The sequence below is a fragment of the Pseudomonas sp. MEJ086 genome (assembly GCF_030209025.1).
GTDB lineage: Bacteria > Pseudomonadota > Gammaproteobacteria > Pseudomonadales > Pseudomonadaceae > Aquipseudomonas > Aquipseudomonas fulva_A.
Window position 1 is genome coordinate 82,335 of record NZ_JARVSV010000041.1, and the last position, 18,492, is coordinate 100,826.

At 63.5% G+C, this 18,492-nt stretch carries 17 protein-coding genes; 8 read left to right on the forward strand and 9 right to left on the reverse strand.

Translation table 11 applies throughout. The annotated features are described in order from the left end of the window. Nucleotides 1–45: 45 nt before the first annotated feature. Together QRN22_RS23795 and QRN22_RS23800 are read right to left on the reverse strand one after the other, a co-directional pair. Complete coding sequence (locus tag QRN22_RS23795) at nucleotides 46–612, reverse strand: NAD(P)H nitroreductase (protein ID WP_042554033.1); 567 nt, start codon at nucleotides 610–612, stop codon at nucleotides 46–48. A 712-nt stretch (nucleotides 613–1,324) separates the two neighbouring features. Next, complete coding sequence (locus tag QRN22_RS23800; RefSeq protein ID WP_042554032.1) at nucleotides 1,325–1,690, reverse strand: YkgJ family cysteine cluster protein; 366 nt, start codon at nucleotides 1,688–1,690, stop codon at nucleotides 1,325–1,327. 182 nt (nucleotides 1,691–1,872) lie between these two features. Here QRN22_RS23800 and QRN22_RS23805 point away from each other — a divergent pair, with 182 nt between their 5' ends. The 3 genes from QRN22_RS23805 to QRN22_RS23815 all read left to right on the forward strand — a co-directional run bounded on the left by QRN22_RS23805 (nucleotide 1,873) and on the right by QRN22_RS23815 (nucleotide 5,376). Further along, complete coding sequence (locus QRN22_RS23805; RefSeq protein ID WP_042554031.1) at nucleotides 1,873–3,327, forward strand: TrkH family potassium uptake protein; 1,455 nt, start codon at nucleotides 1,873–1,875, stop codon at nucleotides 3,325–3,327. A 156-nt stretch (nucleotides 3,328–3,483) separates the two neighbouring features. Next, nucleotides 3,484–3,801: an Mpo1-like protein gene (locus tag QRN22_RS23810; RefSeq protein ID WP_042554030.1), complete on the forward strand. Its 318-nt coding sequence runs from the start codon at nucleotides 3,484–3,486 to the stop codon at nucleotides 3,799–3,801. A 186-nt stretch (nucleotides 3,802–3,987) separates the two neighbouring features. Continuing rightward, nucleotides 3,988–5,376, forward strand: coding sequence for an adenylate/guanylate cyclase domain-containing protein (locus tag QRN22_RS23815; RefSeq protein ID WP_042554029.1), 1,389 nt, complete (start codon nucleotides 3,988–3,990; stop codon nucleotides 5,374–5,376). Between the two features lie 28 nt (nucleotides 5,377–5,404). Here the strand turns inward: QRN22_RS23815 and QRN22_RS23820 are convergent, their stop codons facing one another. After that, nucleotides 5,405–6,448, reverse strand: coding sequence for a glycosyltransferase family 4 protein (locus QRN22_RS23820; RefSeq protein ID WP_042554028.1), 1,044 nt, complete (start codon nucleotides 6,446–6,448; stop codon nucleotides 5,405–5,407). Further along, a complete protein-coding gene (locus QRN22_RS23825) occupies nucleotides 6,445–7,269 on the reverse strand; it encodes a UDP-2,3-diacylglucosamine diphosphatase (RefSeq protein WP_042554027.1) in 825 nt (274 codons plus the stop codon). Before QRN22_RS23825 ends, QRN22_RS23820 begins: the two co-directional genes overlap by 4 nt. A gap of 186 nt (nucleotides 7,270–7,455) precedes the next feature. Between QRN22_RS23825 and QRN22_RS23830 the strand changes: the two genes are divergently transcribed. From QRN22_RS23830 to QRN22_RS23840, 3 genes are all read left to right on the forward strand, one after another. Further along, the gene (locus QRN22_RS23830; RefSeq protein ID WP_042554026.1) at nucleotides 7,456–8,214 is read left to right on the forward strand and encodes an AraC family transcriptional regulator; all 759 of its coding nucleotides are present in this window, start codon (nucleotides 7,456–7,458) and stop codon (nucleotides 8,212–8,214) included. 66 nt (nucleotides 8,215–8,280) lie between these two features. Then, nucleotides 8,281–8,616, forward strand: a complete 336-nt coding sequence (locus tag QRN22_RS23835) for a tRNA-binding protein (RefSeq protein WP_042554025.1) — start codon at nucleotides 8,281–8,283, stop codon at nucleotides 8,614–8,616. Then, nucleotides 8,613–9,482: a DMT family transporter gene (locus QRN22_RS23840; protein ID WP_042554024.1), complete on the forward strand. Its 870-nt coding sequence runs from the start codon at nucleotides 8,613–8,615 to the stop codon at nucleotides 9,480–9,482. The genes QRN22_RS23835 and QRN22_RS23840 overlap by 4 nt, the downstream gene beginning before the upstream one ends. 10 nt (nucleotides 9,483–9,492) lie before the next feature. On the opposite strand, the gene QRN22_RS23845 is transcribed toward QRN22_RS23840, so the two are convergent. The 5 genes from QRN22_RS23845 to recQ form a co-directional block, all read right to left on the reverse strand. Next, on the reverse strand, nucleotides 9,493–9,786 hold the full coding sequence (locus QRN22_RS23845; protein WP_042554023.1) for an Rdx family protein: 294 nt from the start codon (nucleotides 9,784–9,786) through the stop codon (nucleotides 9,493–9,495). A gap of 368 nt (nucleotides 9,787–10,154) precedes the next feature. Next, complete coding sequence (locus QRN22_RS23850) at nucleotides 10,155–12,278, reverse strand: motility hub landmark protein FimV (protein ID WP_052493799.1); 2,124 nt, start codon at nucleotides 12,276–12,278, stop codon at nucleotides 10,155–10,157. 238 nt (nucleotides 12,279–12,516) lie between these two features. After that, nucleotides 12,517–13,917, reverse strand: a complete 1,401-nt coding sequence (locus QRN22_RS23855) for a DHA2 family efflux MFS transporter permease subunit (protein WP_042554022.1) — start codon at nucleotides 13,915–13,917, stop codon at nucleotides 12,517–12,519. Further along, nucleotides 13,917–14,351 (reverse strand): MarR family transcriptional regulator, encoded by a 435-nt coding sequence (locus tag QRN22_RS23860; protein WP_042554021.1) that lies wholly within the window; start codon nucleotides 14,349–14,351, stop codon nucleotides 13,917–13,919. The genes QRN22_RS23855 and QRN22_RS23860 overlap by 1 nt, the downstream gene beginning before the upstream one ends. Nucleotides 14,352–14,468: 117 nt before the next feature. Then, nucleotides 14,469–16,592, reverse strand: coding sequence for a DNA helicase RecQ (gene recQ, locus QRN22_RS23865; RefSeq protein ID WP_042554020.1), 2,124 nt, complete (start codon nucleotides 16,590–16,592; stop codon nucleotides 14,469–14,471). 308 nt (nucleotides 16,593–16,900) lie between these two features. On the opposite strand from recQ, the gene QRN22_RS23870 reads away from it, so the two are divergent. Both QRN22_RS23870 and QRN22_RS23875 read left to right on the forward strand, forming a co-directional pair. Beyond that, nucleotides 16,901–17,488 carry a UPF0149 family protein gene (locus tag QRN22_RS23870; RefSeq protein WP_042554019.1) on the forward strand — a complete coding sequence of 196 codons (588 nt, stop codon included), beginning with the start codon at nucleotides 16,901–16,903 and terminating at the stop codon, nucleotides 17,486–17,488. A 16-nt stretch (nucleotides 17,489–17,504) separates the two neighbouring features. After that, a complete protein-coding gene (locus QRN22_RS23875; protein ID WP_042554018.1) occupies nucleotides 17,505–17,906 on the forward strand; it encodes a YbaN family protein in 402 nt (133 codons plus the stop codon). Nucleotides 17,907–18,492 lie beyond the last annotated feature (586 nt).

Sequence of the window (18,492 nt, forward strand, 5' to 3'; positions counted from 1 at the left end):
AGATTTCTCGCGGCAACGCGGCTCGCGCAGGAACGTCAACGAGCCCTAAGCGTTGCCCACCCAGGTACTGACGAACTCGCCGGTATCCACTTGTGGCACCGCGCGCAGTTCACGTTGTGGCGTCCCCAGATAGAGATAGCCAATCACCTGCTCGTTGCCCGCGAGGCCGAGGCCGGCATCCACCAGCGGATCATGGGACAACTCGCCGGTCCGCCACACCGCACCGATACCCTGGGCGTAGGCGGCGAGCAGAATGCCGTGCGCCGCGCAGCCTGCAGCCAGTACCTGCTCCTGAGCTGGAACCTTGGGGTGCTCCTGGGTACGGGCAATCACGACGATCAGCAGTGGCGCCCGCAGCGGCATGTTACGTGCTTTGGTCAGCGCCTCCTCGTCAGCATCGGGATACTTGCCCGCGATCGCCTCGGCAAACAGCTCGCCCAGCGCATGACGTGCATCACCCTCGACGGTCAGGAAACGCCAGGGGCGCAGTTGCCCGTGATCCGGCGCCCGCAACGCGGCACGAAACAGCTGCTCACGCTGCTCGGCGGTGGGTGCAGGGTCGATCAAACGAGGAGCGGAAACACGGTAGATCAGCGCATCGAGAGCATCCATCGGTTCACCTCCAGAAAAAGAACCGGGATTCTACCAGCCAAGCGACGCCAGCATGAGCCACATACGCACGGCCTGGACGCAGCTCCGGAGGAGCCCGCTTGCGGGCGAAGCGATGGCGGCCATCACGCCAATCCGCGGCGCACCCACCAATCGCCAGCAAGCTGGCTCCTACAACAAGCGCGCGACCAGCCACAGGTCCGTAGGAGCCCGCTTGCGGGCGATGCGAAGGCGGCCATCACGCCAATCCGCGGCGCAGCCACCCATCGCCGGCAAGCCGGCTCCTACAACCAGCGTGCGACCAGCCACAGATCCGTAGGAGCCCGCTTGCGGGCGATGCGATGGCGGCCATCACGCCAATCCGCGGCGCACCCACCCATCGCCGGCAAGCCGGCTCCTACAAACAGCGCGCGACCAGCCACAGATCCGTAGGAGCCCGCTTGCGGGCGATGCGATGGTGGCCATCACGCCAATCCGCGGCGCACCCACCCATCGCCGGCAAGCCGGCTCCTACAACCAGCGCGCGACCAACCACAGATCCGTAGGAGCCCGCTTGCGGGCGATGCGATGGCGGCCATCACGCCAATCCGCGGCGCAGCCACCCATCGCCAGCAAGCTGGCTCCTACAACAAGCGCGCGAACGGGCCCAGATCCGTAGGAGCCCGCTTGCGGGCGAAGCGATGGTGGATGCCCGCATAAATGCGTGGCCTGGCCGCTAGGCAACCCGGTCCGGCGACAGCTCAGGCTCCAACGGCGGCACCAGCGGCGGCAAGCCGTAGGCCCTGCGCGCGTCATCGCAATGCGGGTTGTGCTCGCCGTTGGCCCAGGAGGCCTCGAACTCGCGGCAGGTGCTGGAACGCTGTTCATACAGTGTGCAGCGAGTGCCCTGCCCCACATCGCCCAGCAAGGCGGTGCAGCGTGATGGTTTGGCCTCGGTGCCGCGCATGGCGACGCGGTGCGGAGTGATCAGGATGACCTGCTCGTCCGGCACGGTTCCGCCTGCCGACTGGCACTCACCCCAGAAAAAAGACACACGAAAATGCGCACAGCAGGCGCCACACGCGAGACAAGGATTGGACATGATTTGGAAAGGGCTCAGAAACCGGCAAGGGCCGGCACCTGAGGGCGTATTCTATGCATCGCCACGGACTTGTAAAGTGGCACGAGTGGCCGCCCTGACGGGCGATCGAGGCGCCTGAGCGGGCTGGTTTACAGCATCAGCGGCACAGGTAGAATGGCGCCACTTTTTCGCGGATAAAACCGATGGCCTGGCCAACCCTAAGACTCATCGCGTTCATCAATGGCATTTTTCTGATCACCCTGGCCATCGGCATGGTCGGCCCGATGTTCACCCTGTTCGTCTTCGATCGCGCCGCAGAAGTGAGTCCCTTCGCCTGGTCGAGCCTGATCACCTTCATCGCCGGGCTGTCGATGATCGCCCGTGGCCGTCCTCAGGATGTGCATCTGCGCCCCCGCGACATGTACCTGCTGACGGTTTCGAGCTGGCTGATGGTGTGCATTTTCGCCGCGCTGCCGTTCATGTTCACCCAGCACATGAGTTACACCGACGCCTTCTTCGAGAGCATGTCGGGCATCACGGCGACAGGCGCCACCGTGCTGATCGGCCTGGACAACATGTCACCGGGCATCCTGATCTGGCGCTCCATGCTGCACTGGCTCGGCGGTATCGGCTTCATCGCCATGGCGGTGGCCATTCTGCCGATGCTGCGCATCGGTGGCATGCGGCTGTTCCAGACCGAGTCGTCGGACCGTTCCGACAAGGTCATGCCGCGCTCGCACATGGTCGCCAAGTACATGGTGGTGGCTTATCTGGGTATCAGCCTGCTCGGCTGCCTGGGGTTGTGGCTGGCCGGTATGAGTTTCTTCGACGCCATCAACCACAGCATGTCGGCGATTTCGACAGGCGGCTTCTCCACCTCGGACCTGTCGCTGGCCAAGTGGACGCAACCGGCGGTGCATTGGGTGGCCGTGGTGCTGATGATTCTCGGCAGCCTGCCATTCGTGCTCTACGTTTCGACCTTGCGCGGCAACTTCGGCGCGGTGCTGGGCGACCAGCAAGTGCGTGGTTTTCTCTCCATTTTGCTGGGCACCTGGCTGATCCTCGGCATCTGGTACTACCTGACTACCGACCTGCACTGGCTCGATGCCCTGCGCCACGTCGCGGTGAATACCACCTCGATCATGACCACCACCGGTTTCGCACTCGGCGACTACTCACTGTGGGGTGGTTTCGCCGGGATGCTGTTCTTCTATCTGGGGTTCATCGGCGGTTGCTCCGGCTCCACCGCCGGTGGCTTGAAGATCTTCCGTTTTCAGGTCGCCTACATTCTGCTCAAGGCCAACCTGATGCAGCTGGTGCACCCCCGCGCGGTGATCAAGCAGCAGTACAACCGCCACCGTCTCGACGAGGACATCGTCCGCTCGATTCTCACCTTCTCGTTTTTCTTCACCATCACCATCGCCCTGCTGGCGCTGGCGCTGACCCTCTGCGGCCTGGACTGGATCACCGCGCTGAGCGGCGCCGCCAGCACGGTCGCTGGTGTCGGTCCCGGCATGGGCCCGATCATCGGCCCTGCCGGCACCTACGCCAGCCTGCCGGACATGGCCAAGTGGCTGCTGACTCTGGGCATGCTGCTGGGCCGCCTGGAAATCCTCACCGTGCTGGTGCTGCTGATGCCCGCGTTCTGGCGGCATTGATACCGCCAGGCCACAGATGACCGGGCGCCACGAGCGCCCGGATTCGGCCAAGGCCTGCTGAGGCTTGCGCACAGCTCACAGGGCCGCCAGCACGGTCGTGCGCCAGCGTTAACAGGCCCTATACTCTCCTGACATAACAAAAACAGGAGGCCGTCGATGAGCAGCCAGCCCCACGAGCGTTTCAACTCCTTCGCCGAGTTCTATCCGTACTACCTGCAGGAGCACGCCAACCCGATCTGCCGGCGCCTGCATTACGTCGGCAGCCTGCTGGTGCTGCTGGTACTCGGCTATGCGCTGGTCAGCCAGCGATGGCTCTGGCTACTGGCACTGCCGGTCATCGGCTATGGCTTCGCCTGGCTGGGGCACTTCGTGTTCGAACGTAACCGACCGGCCACTTTCCAGCATCCGCTGTACTCGCTGATGGGCGACTGGGTCATGCTCAAGGACGCCCTGACAGGGAAAATCCGTTTCTAGCCGGGCGCGTCGGCAAGACCGGCAAGCCGTTCGACGCGACCGTTCGGAGCCTTATGGCACTTCGCCTTTGCTGGTCTGGACGTCAACGTATATGATCCCGGTTTTCCGCTGGCCCCGTCCGCACGCCCCGTGCTGCCTGGCTCCCGGTAATGCAGTCGGATTTACAGCAGGGATCGTCACCACCGCATGAATGCAACTCTTTCCGCCATTCCGAACGGGTTACCAACGCTGCCTACGCGCGAGTATTACTCCCGTGTGCTGGCCTATATCGCCGTGGCCGCCAGCGTTGCCGCTGGTACCTACGCGCAGGTGTTCAGCCACGAACTATTGTGGCTGGTGCCCTACGCCCTGCTCTACCCGCACCTGGCGTACTGGCTCAGCAAGCGTTTCAGGGACGAGCATCCACACCGTACCGTCATGACCCTGCTGTTCGTCGATGCCCTGCACTGTGGTGCCGCCGCCGCACTGCTGGGTTTTTCGGTGGTACCCAGCCTGATGTGCCTGCTCACCCTCACGTTCAGTGCCCTGATCGTCGGCGGGCTGCGCGACATGGGCCTGGCGCTGCTGGTGGCGTGCAGCGGTGCACTGCTCACCGCCTCGCTCACCGACCTGCACGTCGCACCGGAAACCCCTGCTCTGGTGGCGCTGGTCAGTATCGTCTTTACCACCCTGTACATCTGCATCACCGCGTACTTCGTGCACCAGCAGAGCATCCGCCTGAGTCAGGTACGTATCGAGATCAAGCGTGAGCAGGAAAAAGCCGCACGCCTGGCCCGCAACCTGGCCAAGTACCTGTCGCCGCAAGTGTGGGAGTCGATCTTCAGCGGCAAGAAACACGTGCGCCTGGAAACCCAGCGCAAGAAGCTCACGGTGTTCTTTTCCGACATTCGCGGTTTCACCGAACTGTCCGAAGAACTGGAAGCCGAGGCCCTGACCGACCTGCTCAACACCTATCTCAACGAGATGTCGAAGATCTGCATGAAGTTCGGCGGCACCATCGACAAGTTCATCGGCGACAGCGTCATGGTGTTCTTCGGTGACCCGAGCAGCCAGGGCGCCAAGAAGGACGCCATGGCAGCGGTCTCGATGGCCATCGCCATGCGCAAGCACATGAAGGTGTTGCGCCAGCACTGGCGCGCCCAGGGCATCACCAAACCGCTGGAAATCCGGATGGGCCTGAATACCGGCTACTGCACGGTGGGCAACTTCGGCGCCGATACGCGGATGGACTACACCATCATCGGTCGCGACGTGAACCTGGCCAGCCGCCTGGAAAGCGCCGCCGAAGCCGGCGAGATCCTGATCTCCCACGAGACCTACTCGCTGATCAAGGACGTGATCATGTGCCGCGACAAGGGGCAGATCAACGTCAAGGGCTTCACTCGACCAGTGCAGATCTACCAGGTGGTGGACTTCCGCCGCGACCTGGGCGCCACCTCCAGCTACGTCGAGCACGAGTTGCCCGGGTTCTCCATGTACCTGGATACCAACGGCATTCAGAACTTCGACAAGGAACGGGTCATCCAGGCCCTGCAACAGGCTGCCGAGAAGCTGCGCGACAAGATCATCATGTGACACCGCCAGCGCGAACGCGACCCGGGCGTCAGCAACTGCCCGCGACGCGAGCCGGCAATGCGATCTCCAGCGGCTCACCGCTCAACAGGGGCTGCCGGGCCAGAAACTCGATAGCCGAGGCACGCCAGGACTGTCGCCCGGCCTCCTCCGCACACTGCCTGCGATCCAGCTCCAGCGCTGCCAGGCAGGCCTGACGCAGATCGTCGGCGAGCACGCCCGTCACGCCCGGCACCACCACGTCCAGCGGTCCCGGCACGGCGAAGGCCGCCACCGGGGTGCCGCAGGCCTGGGCCTCGAGCATCACCAGGCCGTAGGTATCGGTCAGCGAGGGAAACACCAGCACGCTGGCGCGACGATAGAAGTCGGCCAACGCTTCACCGTGACGGTAGCCGAAGAATCTGACCTGAGCATACGCCTGCTGCAGCGCCTCTCGCTGCGGCCCATCACCGACCACCCACTTCTCGCCGGGCAGGTCGAGATCGAGAAATGCCTGCAGGTTCTTCTCCGGCGCGATGCGCCCCACGTACAGGAATACCGCAGTCACCGGCGCCTGGTCACGGGCCTTGGGGGCGAACAAATGGGTATTCACGCCCTTGCGCCATAACGCCAGGCGCTGCAGCCCTCGGCCGGCAAGCCCCTCGCGCAAGCGTTCGGTACTCACCAGCACCGCCTGGCTGGGACGATGAAACAGACGCAGATAGGCATACCCCAACCCCAGCGGAAGCCACGGACAGCGCGTCGTCAGGTACTCGGGAAAGCGGGTATGCACCGCGCTGGAAAAGGCCATGCCTCGGCGCAGCAGCCAACGTCGCGCGGCCCACCCCAGGGGCCCCTCGGTCGCCAGGTGCACGCAATCAGGCGCGAATGCCTCGATGGCCGCAGCGACCCGCCAGAGGTCCCAGGCCAGGGGAATCTCCGGGTAGCTCGGACAGGGCACGCAGCGAAACGCACCGGGTGAAAGCACGTCGACAAGATGCCCCATGTCCCGCAACTCGCTGACCAGGGCCTGCAGGCTGGTGACCACGCCATTGACTTGCGGCGCCCAGGCATCGGTGACGATCAGCAGCCTCATGCGGCCGGCTCGATGACCGCGACCTTGTCTGCCTGCAGTTGCGCCAGGCGCTCCTGCTCATCGGCCAGGCGGTACAGTTCGATGCGCCCGTCCGGGTGCTCGATCAGCGCCGTGCAGGATTCGACCCAGTCGCCGCAGTTGAGGTACTCGACGTCTCCCAGCGTGCGAATCTCCGCGTGGTGGATATGCCCGCACACCACACCGTCGAAGCCACGACGAGCGCACTCGTGGGTGATGGCCTCCTCGAAATCGCTGATGAAGTTCACCGCCGTCTTGACCTTGTGCTTCAGGTACGCGGACAGCGACCAGTAGCCGTACCCATAGCGGCGCCGCCAGTGATTGAGCCAGCGATTGAGCACCAGGGTGACGGTGTAGGCCGAATCGCCGAGAAAGGCCAACCAGCGGTGATAGCGGGTGATCACGTCGAACTGGTCGCCGTGGATCACCAGCAGGCGTCGCCCATCGGCGGTGACGTGTTCAGCTTCGTCGACAAGCTGGATGTTGCCCAGCAACAGCTTCGAATAGCGGCGCAGGAACTCGTCATGATTGCCGGTGACGTAGATGACCTGGGTGCCGCGCTTGCTCATGGTCAGCAGGCGCCTGATCACGTTGGTATGCGCCTGCGGCCAGTAGATGCCGCCACGCAGCTTCCAGCCATCGATGATGTCGCCCACCAGGTAGATACGCTCGGCCTGATAACGCTTGAGGAAGGCCGCCAGGTGCTCGGCCTGGCTGTCCCGTGTGCCCAGATGCACATCGGAAATCCACAGCGTACGGACACGTTGCTTGCGGCTCGGCCTTACCAGTTGTGCGATGCTCATCGGGCGATCTCCGGCAGATTTTCGGCCGAGCTTGAGCGAAAGCGGTGAAATGATTGTGAACGTGGCATGGCGATTCGATGACAGCAGCATCACGACAGCGGCCTTTTCGCAGACGCCCGCCCGTTGCCCACATCCCAAAAACCGGCTCACGGAGTAAACTGCAACGACCGTTCGAGGAACTCCGCCATGTCAGCGCTCTTGTCAGTACGCCACTACCATCAGGACATCGTCTGCCACGAGCATGACCATGCCCAACTGGTTTTCGGCCTGAGCGGGCACCTGCAGTTCGAGGTGGCGGGCCTGGGCAGTCGTATCAGCCGGCAAACCCTGGTGGTGGTGCCAGCCGGCGCACGCCATGCCTGCGACAGCCGCCACGGTAGCGAATGCCTGGTGTTCGACGTACCGGCGGGTGACTGGCTGGAGCGACACCTGGGCAACCATGTCGATGCCAGCCGACGCCTGCTGGACGCGCCGCAGAAGGTCGAGCTGTCGGTCACGCAGAGCGGCCTGGTCAACTGGCTGGCCGCCAGCCCGATCAACGATCCGCTGATCGCTCGCCAGGGCTCTATCCTGCTGCTGGCCAGCCTTAGTGCGCAGGCGGATCCACGTCCCAGCCTGGGCCTGCCGCTGAGCGCGCTGAACGCCTATATCGAGCGGCACGCTGCCCATCCTATTCAGGTGGCGGACCTGGCCAGCCTTGCCGGGCTTTCGGCCGCACGCTTTCACAACCGCTTTCTCGACGAGACTGGACTCACCCCCATGGCCTACGTGCGCGATAAACGCCTGCGCCTGGGCCGGCAACTGCTGCACAACAGCCGCCTGAGCGTCGGCGAGATCGCTGCACGAGTCGGCTACACCTCGCAGAGCGCGTTCACCGCCGCCCTCTCCCGACAATTCGGCGAAACGCCCAAAGCGCTGCGCGAGCGCCAGCCTCGCGACAAATAACGCCAGTCACGCGACAGCTGATCCTGTTCCGGCCCTTTAGAGTGCAGCCAAAACAGGAGCGGTATCATGCAAATCATCGAATGGCAGGACTTCGAACGCGTCGAGCTGCGCGTCGGCACCCTCATCAGCGCATCGCCCAACGAAAAAGCCTTGAAACCCGCCTACGTGCTGCAGGTGGACCTCGGCGAGCTGGGCGTCCGTACCTCCAGCGCCCAACTCACGGCCCATTACGGCGCCGACGAACTGGTGGGGCGCCAAGTGCTCTGCGTTTGCAACTTCGCCCCCAAACGCATTGCCGGCGTGCGTTCCGAAGTACTGGTCACGGGAGTCTATGACAGCGATGGCAAAGTCGTCCTGGCCAGCTTCGACAAGCCCTTGCCCAATGGCGCGCGCCTGGCATGAACACCCGCAATGCACTGCTAGGCCTGCATCTGGGCGCCCTGGCGTTTGGCCTGTCCGGGATCTTCGGCGAGTTGGCGAGCACCTCGCCGATCGCCATCGTCAGCGGCCGCGCGCTGTTCGCCGTGCTTGCACTGGGCCTGTTTCTGCTCGCAACACGCAAACCGTTGCGCGTCGCAGCCCGTCACCTGCCCTGGCTGGTATTGGGCGGCCTGCTGCTGGGAGCGCACTGGCTGACCTTCTTCGAATCGGTGCGGGTGTCAGGCGTGGCCATCGCGACGCTGGGTTTCGCCAGCTTTCCAGCCTTCACCGTGCTGCTTGAAGTGCTCCTGCTGGGTGAACGCCCACGGCCTGGTGAATACCTGATGGTCGCGCTGGTCAGTATCGGTCTGCTGCTGGTTGCGCCCGCTCTGGATCCGAGCGACAGCCACACCCAGGGACTGCTTTGGGGAGTGATGTCGGGGCTGCTGTTCGCCCTGCTGTCGTTGCTTGGCCGAACCATCGCCAGACACGTCGAGCCGATCCAGGCGGCGATGGGGCAGAACCTCGTGGCACTGGCCTGTTCCCTGCCATTCGCGGGTGCAACGCTGCCGAGCCTGGCAGCCGCTCAATGGTTCTGGCTGGCGCTACTGGGCGTGTTGTGCACGGCGCTGGCGCACAGCTTGCTGGTGGCCAGCTTGCGGGTCGTCAAAGCGCGCAATGCAGCACTGATCTTCGCCCTCGAGCCGGTGTACGGCATCGGCTTCGCCTGGCTGCTGTTCAACCAGGTTCCGACTCCTGGCATGCTCGCTGGCGGCAGCCTGATCATCTTCGCGGTATGCATGAGCGCTGCTCAGGCCAGCTCGCGGCAAGTGCCGAAAACCGCCTAGTCGGCGCGACTCAATTGGCTGCGGGCCTGTCGTTGTGGCCCAGGTCGCGGGCCGGGTCGATCTGGTCGCGCACCCGCTGCTTGAGCACCTTGGCCTCGGGAAACCCGCCATCGGCCTTGCGCTCCCAGATCTCGACACCGTTGCACTGAACGCGGAAAGTACCGCCGGTGGCTGGTTCGAGGCTGACCCTGGCAAGGTCATCGGCGAAGGTCGACAGCAGTTCCTGGGCTAACCACGCCGCGCGCAGCAGCCACTGGCACTGGGTGCAATAGGTGATGGTGACTTCGGCTTTGCTGGGGGTCATGGGTGGGCTCCATTGCTCTGGCCGCTATCTTAACAGCGCGCCGGCCATGACAAGCCGCGTTACTGCACCAGCCCTGTAGCCGCGCTCTCGCGGCGAATGGTCGTAGCGCTGCAGTCTTGTGGAATGGCCGCAATCGCTTTCGCGCCAGGGCGACGCGCCTACAGTCGGCGGAAATGCCGCATTAGCGTAGGAGCCGCGCCCCCGCGGCGAACCGTGCGGCCAACACCAAAATTGCGGTGAGGCCAAAATCGTTCGCGCCGAGGGCGACGCTCCCACCTGCGATGTGCTGCAACCGCCCCCGCGGCGAATCGTGCGGCCAACACCCAAATTTCGGTAAGGCAAAATCATTCGCGCCAGGGGGAACGCGCCTACGCGATACGCGCGAGCAGCTCGCGGGCTTCCTGCTTCTCGTCCTCGTCACCCTCGTTGATCACTTCGTTGAGGATGTCGCAGGCTGCTTCCAGATCGTCCTGTTCGATGTAGGCCATCGCCAGGTTGAGCTTGGTGAGGTTCTCGTGGTTGGTGACGAAGCGGTCGAACCCTTCAGCCGACTCACTGGGCAGATCGTCCAGCTCGAGCCATTCATCCTCCGGCCCCTCCTCTTCGACCAGCATGGTGCCAGCGAACGGGCTACTGGCATCGTGGCCGAAGATATCGGTGGACTGCTCGGCACTCTGCGCCGCGGAGGATTCGGCCTCGACGCCACCACGCTTCTTGCGTGCTCCATTTTCGAAGGGGTTGACCAGATCCCAGTCGGCATCCAGCGACAGATCGTCCAGGTTCAACTGGAAATCGTCCTCCTGGGCTTTCCTCTGCTCGGACGCGGGCGCCGGAGCCGGTGTGTCGTCCAATTCGAGGATCAGCTCATCGAGACCTTCCAGCGGCTCCAGTGAATCGTCAGGGTCCTGGGCACTCAGCTGCGAGGCGAACAGTGCCGGGTAACGGCCCTTGAGCTCGTCGATACGCTCACCGTCGAACCCGGCGTTACGCAACGTGCTCTCTTCTTCGGCAAAAGCGGCCGTATTGCCCTGCTGTGCCAGCACTTCGAGCAAACGGAAGCGAATGTCCAGACGCTGCGGGTTGGCTTGCGACGCCTGGCGCAGTACGGATACCGCTTCGCCTATACGGCCATAGGCGAGGTAGATATTGGCGCCATCCAGCGGATCGGTGGGATTCGGCTCCGCCCTCGCGACAACTGCAGGGCGTACTGGCAGCGGTACATCCACCACCGTGGCCCGCGGCGCCACGACCGGTTCGACAGCCTCGGGCGCGGGCGCCTGAACCACTGGCGGCACCACCACGACCGGCTCGGCGATGACTTCGGGGGCAGGCGTGCGCTTGCGCTTGAACAGCAACAACAGGAGCGCCAGTAAGCCCAGCAGGGCTGCCAGCAGCATGTTCCACAGATTCCAGAAACCTTCCGCAGCCGGCTGCGCAGCAGGTGCCGGAGCGGCAACAGGCTCCTGCGCGGCCGCAGGCGGTGCGCTCTCGGCGGCCGGCACTGCAGGCGCAGCTGCTGCCGGGCGCTGGGCGAGCTGCTCGAGCAACTGGGCGATCTGCTGATCACGCGCCTCCATGCGCGTCATCATGTCTTTCAACTGGTTCTGCACCACCAGCAGGTCCTGCTGCAGTTGCAGGTTCTCGGCACTGCGGTTGGCGACCTCTTCCTCGACACGGCGAATCTGCGCAAGCACTTCCACCTGCGGTTCGGCAGGCTGTTGCGGCGCGGTATCGGGGATGATCTGCGCAGGGGCTGCAGGCTGCGGTGCAGGCCCTGACTGCGCAGGCTGGCTGGGTGCGGCTTCGGCTATGCGGGCGTGATCCGGCAGCAGCAACGAGGCCCCGGCGCGCAGACGATGGATATCACCGTTGCTGAAGGCCTCGGGGTTGAGCGCGTGAATGTCCAGCATGAGGTCCTGCAGGGAGGACTGATTGCCCTCAACCCGCAGCTTGGACGCAATGGTCCACAAGCTCTCGCCGCTGGCGACCTGATAACGCTCACCGCGGCTGGCGATCGGCGTGCGGCGCGGCGGCGCATACGATGTGAACTGTTCGTTGCCAACCTGAGCCGCCTGGCTGGTGTAGGACGATGACGTCGGCGGATCGAGCAGCACCGTGTATTCGCGCAGCAACTGGCCGCCCGGCCGCTTGAGCTCGACGATGAAGTTCAGATAGGGCTCACGCACCGGCTGATTGGAGACCACCCGCACGACGCTGTTGCCGCCGCGCAGTACCGGGCTGAAGCGCAGGTCATTGAGAAAATAGATGCGCTCGACACCGGCAAGATTGAAGGCATCTGCCGGCGCCAGCGAGACCTTGATATCCGAAGTGCTCATGTCATCGCCGACCGCCAGCAGTTCGATCTCGGCATTCAGCGGCTGATTGAGTGCCGAATGCAGGGTGATCTCACCCAGCCCCAGCGCTGGCGCCAGTCCCGAATAGAATGCCGAACCTGATGCCAGGCCGATCAGTAAGTGACGAACACGAGTCATAAAAGCTCCCGATAACTCCGCTCGAAGAGTAGCTGCAGCAACCGAAACCGGATCGGTCTTCCTGCAAGATGCGGCGTAGCACAGCGCTGCGTCGGCAAACGCTCCTTGTCCCACCGAGTAGTGAGTATGGTCTCGATTCAACGGCTTGCGAGTTTTCAACCCGCATGATCCGCTCGAAGTCGAGCATCTGGCCATCATACGCAAAAAGCCAGAAATACGGCTAGTTATGTGAACGACGTCAACGTTGTGACGGGCGAATGTTCCAGGCAGCCAAAACGGTCAAGACGAACAGCGCCCCCATCAGCAGATAACTTTGCTGAAACGCCACCACCTCGGCAGAGAAATCCCCGCCCTCCCGGCGATGTCGCCACTCCAGAAAGAACGTCAGCAGGTTGACGCCGAATGCACCGCCCAACTGACGCACGAAGGTGATTGCGCCCGCTCCGTGCGCCAGCTGTTCACGGCCGAGAATGTCCAGCGCTCCGGTGCTCAGTGCGGGCAACAGAATACCCAGGCCGACTCGTCCCACGCAGGCCCAGCAGCAAAGCACCAAAAAGGATGCCCCCGGTTCCAGCCAACCCAGCCCGAACGAAGACAGCGCCAACATCAGCAAGCCACTGACCAGCAACACCGCAGTGGACAGACGGTCACTCAGCCAGCCACCGAGAAACGAGGCCACGCCCATCAGAATGCCGGTTGGCAGCAACAGCAGACCGGCCCTGCCCGCGCTATAGCCCTCGATGGTCTGCACATGCAGTGGAATCAGATAGGTAGTGCCGTACAGCCCCATGCCGAGCGCGAGCGCCACCCAGCTGGCCTTGCGAAAGCCGACATGCCGCCAGAGCCCGAGCGGCAGCAGCGGGCGAGCACTGTGGCGGCTGCGCCATAGAAAGCCTGCCATCGCCAGGCTGCCGAGCAGGCCAGTGAGCCAGACCCGTGGCTGCCCCCAGGGAAAGCGCTGCGCTTCGGCCAGGGCACCGAGCCAGGCGAACAGACCAACGCACAACAGGCTGAATGCCCACAGGTCGAGAAATGGCGTATTGCGCTGACGCGCGCTGGGCATCAGAAACTGCCCGGCGAGCATGGCCAGCACGCACATTGGCAGAGGCAGCCAGAACACCGCATACCAGCCGAAGTCATCGACCAGATAGCCGCCGATGGTCGGCCCCAGCGTTGGCGCGATCATCACGCCGAGCCCGTAAGCCCCCAGCGCGGTACCGCGACCACCGCCAGCGAACACCTGAAAGATCAGCACCATCGCCAGCGGCTGGACGATACCGGCGCACAGCCCCTGAATGACGCGCAAGGCGATCAGTTGCCAGGCGGCATCGGCCACCAGCGCGAGCAACGAGGTAACGATGAACAACCCCAGGCCCGCCTGCGCCGTCCGGCGAGCGCCGAACCGGGCCTGGGCCCAGGCAGACAGCAGCAATCCAGCGGTCATCGCCGCGAGAAACCCGGTGGACAGCCACTGGGCAAGGGGGCGGCCAATGTGGAAATCGACCATGATCGCCGGCAATGCCACATTGATGCTGGTCGACGCCAGAATCATCGCCATGCTGCCCAGCATCAGCACGACCAACAGATACTGCGGATAACGTGGCCCGAAGCGTCTCTGCAGGAGAGACAGGTCCTGCATCAACGCCGTTCCAGGTTACCCAGAATGCGTGCGTGGACCTGCTGGCAGCGCCGCAGATCCTCCTCGTCGATGCCAGCGAAAAGCTCTTCACGCAGTTGCGTGGAGATGGCTTCGATCTGCTCGATCAGCGGTTTGGCGGCAGGGCACAAGGCGATCTTCTTGGCGCGACGATCTTCGGGCACTGCCTGGCGGGTGACCAGCCCCTGCGCCTCGAGGCTATCGAGCAAGCGGGCCAGGGTAGGCCCTTCCACACCGACACTTTGGGCCAACTCACGTTGGGTCGGCAGCTCGGCGAAACGGCCGATGTGCAGCAGCACCAGCCAGCGCGCCTGGGACAGCCCCAGACCGGCAAGCCGCCGATCCAGCTCGGCGCGCCAGGAACGGGACAGCTGGGCCAACTGCATGGCAAAACGGTGTTGTTCGGATTGGGACATTGAGGCCGCTCTTGGAATTATCAAAAACTAATTATTAGCGAGCTAACCATAGCTTTTGACAGAGAGCAAGATTGCGGTCGTTGCGAGATAAGAGACTGTCGCGTCAATAATCGTCGATCAGGCTTCGAATTCAGCTTGTAATGCGGCTCGGACGCAATGCAGCACACCCTCCTCCACGCGCCCGACGAACAGCGGGCTGATCTGCGCCACAGGTGGTAGCTCACCCTCGCCATCGAGGAAAGCGTCCTGAATCTCGCCGAGCAGTTCCTCAGGCAGATCGAGAGCCTGCTCCAGGGAAATCTGCTGGTCAGCGATGGCCTCGGCAAGCAGCGAGTAGGCGCTCTTCTGACTGCAGCCGAGCTGACTGGCGATTTGCGCGGGGGTCATCCCGGCACGCGCCAGGCTGACCAATTCATGACGCAGATCGATCACCGGCTGCGGCGCTTCGTTGCCGGCCAGCACTTCGAGGAAAGCATCGCCGTAACGCTCCAGCTTGCGCGCGCCTACACCACTGACACGGGCCATTTCCGCCAGCGTGGTGGGCTTGCTGCGCAGCATCTCCAGCAGCGTGGCATCCGGGAAGATGACGTAAGGCGGCACCGCGTGCTCCTCGGCCAGACGCTTGCGCAGGGCACGCAGTGCTTCCCACTGCTCGCGCTCCTCACCCCGCACCAACTGCCGCGCCGGGCTACCCGAGGCCTTGGCACTCTGTTGCGGTTTGAGGTCACGGCGCAGTTGCAGCGTCACCTCCCCCCTTAACAATGGCCTACAGCTGTCGGACAGGCGCAGCCCGCCGTAGCCCTCCAAGTCCACATCAGCCAGGCCACGCGCGACCAACTGACGGAACAGCGAGCGCCACTCGCCTTCGCTGAGCGCACTGCCCACACCGAAAACAGAGAGATGCTGATGGCCAAGGCCACGCATTTTCTCGTTGTCACGGCCGAGCAGAATGTCCACCAGGTGGCCGACGCCATAACGCTGACCACTGCGGTAGATGGCCGACAGCGCCTGGCGCGCCGGTTCGGTGGCGTCCCAGGTTTGCACGCCGTCGGTGCAGTTGTCGCAATGCCCGCAGGGCTGCGGCAACTCTTCGTCGAAATAGGCCAGCAGCACCTGGCGGCGGCAACGGGTTTCCTCGCACAGCGCGAGCATCGCATCGAGCTTGTGCTGCTCCACGCGCTTGTGGCGCTCGTCGCCTTCGGAATTGGCGAGCATCTGCTTGAGGAAGATCATGTCCTGCAGGCCGTAGGCCATCCAGGCGTCGGCCGGCAGACCGTCGCGGCCGCCACGGCCGGTTTCCTGGTAATAGGCTTCCAGCGACTTGGGCAGATCGAGGTGCGCGACGAAGCGCACGTTGGGCTTGTCGATACCCATGCCGAAGGCGATGGTCGCCACCATGATCAGCCCTTCCTCATTGAGGAAGCGCTTCTGGTTGTAGGCCCGCAGTTCGGCCGGCAGGCCGGCGTGATAGGGCAGCGCCGGAAAGCCCTGCTCGGTCAGAAAGCCTGCCACCTCTTCGACCTTCTTGCGCGACAGGCAATAGACGATGCCTGCATCGCCCTTGCGCGCGGCCAGAAACGCCAGCAACTGCTTGCGGGGCTGCTCCTTGGGCACGATGCGGTAAAAGATGTTGGGACGGTCGAAGCTGGACAGGAAGCGCTCGGCATTCTGCAAATGCAGACGATTGACGATTTCCTCACGGGTACGCATGTCCGCGGTCGCGGTCAGGGCGATGCGCGGCACATCGGGGAACAGCTCGGCCAGTTGCCCCAACTGCAGGTATTCGGGACGGAAATCATGCCCCCACTGGGACACGCAGTGAGCCTCGTCGATGGCGAACAGCGCGATCTGCAACTGCTGCAGGAAGGCCAGCATGCGCGGCTGCACCAGACGCTCCGGGGCAAGATAGAGCATCTTGATCTCGCCGAGACGGATACGATCAGCGATATCGCGCTGCTGATCCGCATCCAGCGTAGAGTTCAGCGCCACAGCGGCCACACCCAGCTCTTCCAGGGTCGCCACCTGATCGTCCATCAGCGCGATCAGCGGTGAAACCACTACCGCCAGGCCATCGCGCAGCAACGCCGGCACCTGGAAACACAGCGACTTGCCGCCACCGGTCGGCATCAGCACCAGCGCATCGCCACCACTGGCCACGCGCTCGATGATCGCACCCTGGCGGCCACGGAAGCTGTCATAGCCGAATACGTCTTTGAGGATGCGTTGCGCCTGCTCGAGCATGTAGGGTCTCCGAATCAAGCGGGGCATTATACGCAAGTGTCTCGCGGCGACGGGCAAAGGATGTGTTTTTTAGCGTTTAGCACGCCGTTTTGCCTGCAACTCTGGCCGGGCTGGTTGGTCTGCTCTAACAGGCCGTTGAAAAACCTAGGCGAGGCAGCCGGTGCAAGGCGAAAACAGGTGGGAACGCGGAGTTTACGAGTTGTAAATGAGCATTTCGAACCTGTTTTCAACGAAGCAACGGCAACGCAGATAGTTTTTCAACAGCCTGCTAGAATCCAGCCTCGTTTACTTCTTCAAGGTAGCCACCGATGTCCTTCGCCGAGCAACTGTCCCGTCTGCAAGCCTTCCTCGATGCTGATGATCTGCACGAAGAGGCGCTGGACTATGTCGCCGCACACGGTTACCTGACCGCCCTCTCCATCTGCCCGGACAAGGTCGAGACCCGCGAGTGGATCGATGCCCTGTTCTCCGAGCCGCCGCACTACCGCAGCGATGAAGAGCGCGATGACATCGAAGCCACGCTTATCCAGCTGCAGTCCCACATCGCTCGCCAGCTGGCCAGTGACGACGAGCCGGAAGTCCCTTGCGACCTGGACCTGGGCGACGAGCCTGACGACTCCGACCTGCGCGGCTGGTGCATCGGCTTCATGGAAGGCGTGTTCCTGCGCGAAGCGGTATGGTTCGACGACGCCGAAGACGAAGTTAGCGAACTGCTGCTGCCGATCATGGTCGGTTCCGGCCTGTTCGACGAGCAGCCGGAATTCGCCGAAATTGCCCGTGACCGCGATCTGGTCGACAGCATGATCGAGCAGATCCCCGAACTGCTCACCGCCCTGTTCCTGCTGTGCAACGCGCCAGAAGAGAAGCCCGCCCTGCTCAAACCTCGCCATCATTGATGGCGACGCCATCGATATGGCGCGCGAACCTTACGAAACACGCAACCCGCTGCTGCGCTATAGCCTGCTGACCCTCGGCTGGTTGAGCGTAGCGCTGGGCGTACTCGGCATCTTCCTGCCGGTATTGCCAACCACTCCCTTCCTGCTGCTGGCTGCGGCCTGCTTCATGCGCAGTTCACGACGCTTCTATCTATGGCTGGTGGAACACCCTCGCCTCGGCCCATGGATTCGCGACTATCTCGAAGGTGAAGGCATCCCCCGCAAGGCTAAGATTTACGCGATCGGCCTGATGTGGCTGAGCATCGGTGTTTCCTGCTGGCTGGTACCACTGATATGGGCCCGCCTGTTCATGCTGACCAGCGCCGTGCTCGTCAGCCTGTACATCCTCAAACAGAAGACGCTACCGGACCGACGCTGAATAGCCGACAGCACCTGCGCGCCGGAAACGCCACTCGATTGTAAGAGCCCGCTTGCGGGCGATCCGTCGTTCGGCCTCCCCGATCTATCAGAATGGCCACCCTCGCTTCGCCCGCAAGCGGGCTCCTACGGGGGGCGCGGCGGCGCGAATCGCTACCGTGCGGAAGGCTGGAATATCTCGAATCGGCTAGCGCCCTCACCCCCAAAACACCACTCGACTGTAGGAGCCCGCTTGCGGGCGATCCGTCGTTCGGCCCGCGATCTATCAGAATGGCCACTATCGCTTCGCCCGCAAGCGGGCTCCTACGGGGTGCGCGGCGGCGCGAATCACTACCGTGCGGAAGGCTGGAATATCTCGAATCGGCTCGCGCCCTCAAGCCCAAAACACCACTCGACTGTAGGAGCCCGCTTGCGGGCGATCCGTCGTTCGGCCTCCCCGATCCATCAGAATGGCCACCATCGCTTCGCCCGCAAGCGGGCTCCTACGGGGTGCGCGGCGGCGCGAATCGCTACCGTGCGGAAGGCTGGAATGTCTCGAATCGGCTCACGCCCTCAAGCCCAAAACACCACTCGACTGTAGGAGCCCG